Here is a 3116-nt window from a genome sequence, read left to right on the forward strand (position 1 = left end):
TTTAGGTTGTGATTTTTAAATTTTTTTGTTTTTTTTTTTTTTGCAAGACAAAGCGCGGCAACGGAATTGGGGTCCCGCTCGGTGGCCCGGAGATGTGTATAAGGGCACCCGCCTGGCCCGCTCACGAATGCACTGCGGACGACGCCAGCCACGAGGGGCTGCGCCGTTCGCCGGTCAATCGAACAGCGCCTCGATCGCCGCCAACCCCGCACTCGCCCGTTCCTTCTTGCGCACCGCATCCGCCACCGGATCGGCGCCATCACGCTGGATCTCCTCGGCCGGAATCTCCTCGAAGAACCGGCTCGGCTTCAGCCGCACGTGCTCGCCGAACTTGCGGGTCAGCTTGCTGTAGCTCATCCACAGCTGGATCTTGGCGCGGGTGATGCCCACGTACAGCAGGCGCCGCTCTTCCTGCAGGTTGCCCTCGTCCAGGCTGACCTGGTGCGGCAGCACGCCATCCTCGCAGCCGACGATGAACACGTACGGGAATTCCAGGCCCTTGGAAGCATGCATGGTCATCATGCGCACCTGGTTGCCGCCCTCGTCCTTGTCGCTGCGCGACAGCAGCGCCAGCTGGCCGGCCAGGTCGGCGGCGGTAGCACCACGTGGGCCGCCCTCGAACCACTGCGCCAGTTCCTCGATGTTGTTGGCGCGACGCTGGTAGCTGGCCTCTTCCTTGGCCTGCTGGCGCAGCTCGCTGAGCAGGCCGGATTCCTTGGCGACCTTGCGGATCATGTCGCCGGAAGTGACCTGCCGGGTCTGTGCACGCAGGTCACGCAGGATGTCGGTGAAGCGCGCCAGGCTGTTGGCCGCGCGCGGCGGCAACTGCTGCAGGGCGCCGATCGCCTCGGCGGCCTGTGCCATCGGCATGTCCTTTTCCTGCGCCAGCTCGGCCAGCTTGGCCAGCGTGCCGGCACCGACGTCGCGCTTGGGTGACTGCACCGCACGCATGAACGCGGTGTCGTCGTCGGGGTTCACCAGCAGCCGCAGCCACGCAAGCGTGTCCTTCACTTCCTGGCGCTCCAGGAACATGGTGCCGCCGGTCAGGTGGTAGGGAATCCGCAGCAGCTGCATCGCCTTTTCGAGCGGGCGCGACTGGAAGTTACCGCGGAACAGGATGCAGAAATCGCTCCACGGCACGTTGCGCGACTGCGCCACGAAGGCGATCTCGGCCGCGACCTTTTCCGCCTCGTGTTCGCTGTTGCGGCATTCCCACACGCGGATGCGCTCGCCGTCGGCCTGGTCGCTCCACAGCTTCTTCAGGTGCTCGTGCGGGTTGTTGGCGATCAGCGCATTGGCCGCACGCAGCACGCGGTTGGAGCAGCGGTAGTTCTGCTCCAGCTTGATGATCTCCAGCGCTGGGTAATCGCGCCCCATCTGCTGCAGGTTTTCCGGGTTGGCGCCGCGCCAGGCGTAGATCGACTGGTCATCGTCACCCACGCAGGTGAAATTGCCCTTGTCACCAGCCAGCTGCTTGAGCAGCCGGTACTGCGCGTCGTTGGTGTCCTGGCATTCGTCCACCAGCAGGTAGCCGATGCGTTCGCGCCAGGCCACGGCGATGTCCGGGTTCTCTTCCAGCACCTGCACCGGCAGGCGGATCAGGTCATCGAAGTCCACCGCATTGAACGCGGTCAGGCGCAGCTGGTAGCGCTCGTAGACGCTGGCCGCTTCCTTCTCGCGGTTGCTGCGCGCGGCAGCCATCGCCTGCTCGGGCGACAGGCCAGCGTTCTTCGCGCGCGACACCAGATTCTTCATGTCCTCGATGTCGTCGGGCTTGGCCCCGTACATCAGGTCCTTGATCTGCGCGGCGGCATCATCGGCATCGAAGATCGAGAATCCACGCTTCAGGCCCACGGCCGCGTGTTCGATCTGCAGGAACTTCAGGCCCAGCGCATGGAAGGTGCAGATGGTCACCTCGTCGGCGTCCTGCTCGCGCAGGCGCTTGGCCACACGCTCGCGCATTTCCTTGGCCGACTTGTTGGTGAAGGTGATCGCCGCGATGCGGCGCGCCGGATAGCGGCCACAGCCGATCAGGTGGGCGATCTTTTCCACGATCACGCGCGTCTTGCCGCTGCCCGCGCCGGCGAGTACCAGCAAGGGACCTTCGATGTGCAGGACGGCGGCGGCTTGGGGGGGATTGAGACCGTGCATGGGATGGGGATTGTAGCGGGGCCGGGTGACGACCACAGCGGGCCGCCGGTGGGGTTGCTGAACGACTTCGGCGAAGCGGGGCTGCGGCGTACAATCCGTCGATGGCCAAGCTCTACTTCTACTATTCGGCGATGAATGCCGGCAAGACCACCACCCTGCTGCAGAGCGCCCACAACTACCGCGAGCGCGGCATGCGGGTGGCGATCCTGACCCCGCGCCTGGACGATCGTGCCGGCGCCGGCGTGGTCGCTTCGCGGATCGGCCTGCGCGCCGATGGCATGGCCTTCGACCGCGATACCGACCTGCAACGCTGGGTCGAGCAGGACCTGGCGACGAACGGGCCGATGGGCTGCGTGCTGGTGGACGAGGCGCAGTTCCTGACCCGCGCCCAGGTCTGGCAGCTCAGCGAGGTGGTCGACCAGCTGCGCATTCCGGTCCTGTGCTACGGCCTGCGCACCGACTTCCGCGGCGAGCTGTTCGAAGGCAGCCAGTACCTGCTGGCCTGGGCCGACGAGATGCAGGAGATCAAGACCATCTGCCACAGCGGCAAGAAGGCGACGATGACGGTGCGCGTGGACGAGCATGGGCACGCGGTGCAGGACGGCCCGCAGGTGGAGATCGGCGGCAACGACCGCTACGTATCGGTCAGTCGCGCGGAGTTCAAGAAGATCACCCGCGGTGAAGGGCGGATCGATCCAGCGCAGGCGCCCCTGCCGCTGTAAAAGGTGTTCGGCAGGGCTGCGCCCTGCACCTGCAGAGGCAACAGCAACGGCAACGGCCAAAGCCAAAGCGGCATTCCGTGGGATGGCGGGGTGGGTCCCCCCTTGGCTTGAAGCCGGGTCAGGGCTGCAATGCCTCACTGTTCAAAACATTCACTAAGCGTGCGACTCGTCGCGACGCGCCGCGCGCGGGGGGTCTCGGTCGTCCGGGAGCCCGCGATGTCAGGCTGCCCAACGGAGGCGAAC

Annotated in this window: 2 protein-coding genes; one reads left to right on the plus strand and one right to left on the minus strand. The window is 65.8% G+C overall.

Annotated elements, in window-relative coordinates; genetic code table 11:
- Positions 1–174: 174 nt before the first annotated feature.
- On the minus strand, positions 175–2151 hold the full coding sequence (locus EKL94_RS21995; RefSeq protein WP_126930635.1) for a UvrD-helicase domain-containing protein: 1977 nt from the start codon (positions 2149–2151) through the stop codon (positions 175–177).
- 101 nt (positions 2152–2252) lie between these two features.
- Between EKL94_RS21995 and EKL94_RS22000 the strand changes: the two genes are divergently transcribed.
- The gene (locus EKL94_RS22000) at positions 2253–2873 is read left to right on the plus strand and encodes a thymidine kinase (RefSeq protein ID WP_024958734.1); all 621 of its coding nucleotides are present in this window, start codon (positions 2253–2255) and stop codon (positions 2871–2873) included.
- Positions 2874–3116: the final 243 nt, after the last annotated feature.

This window comes from Stenotrophomonas maltophilia (assembly GCF_003970865.1).
GTDB lineage: Bacteria > Pseudomonadota > Gammaproteobacteria > Xanthomonadales > Xanthomonadaceae > Stenotrophomonas > Stenotrophomonas maltophilia_AR.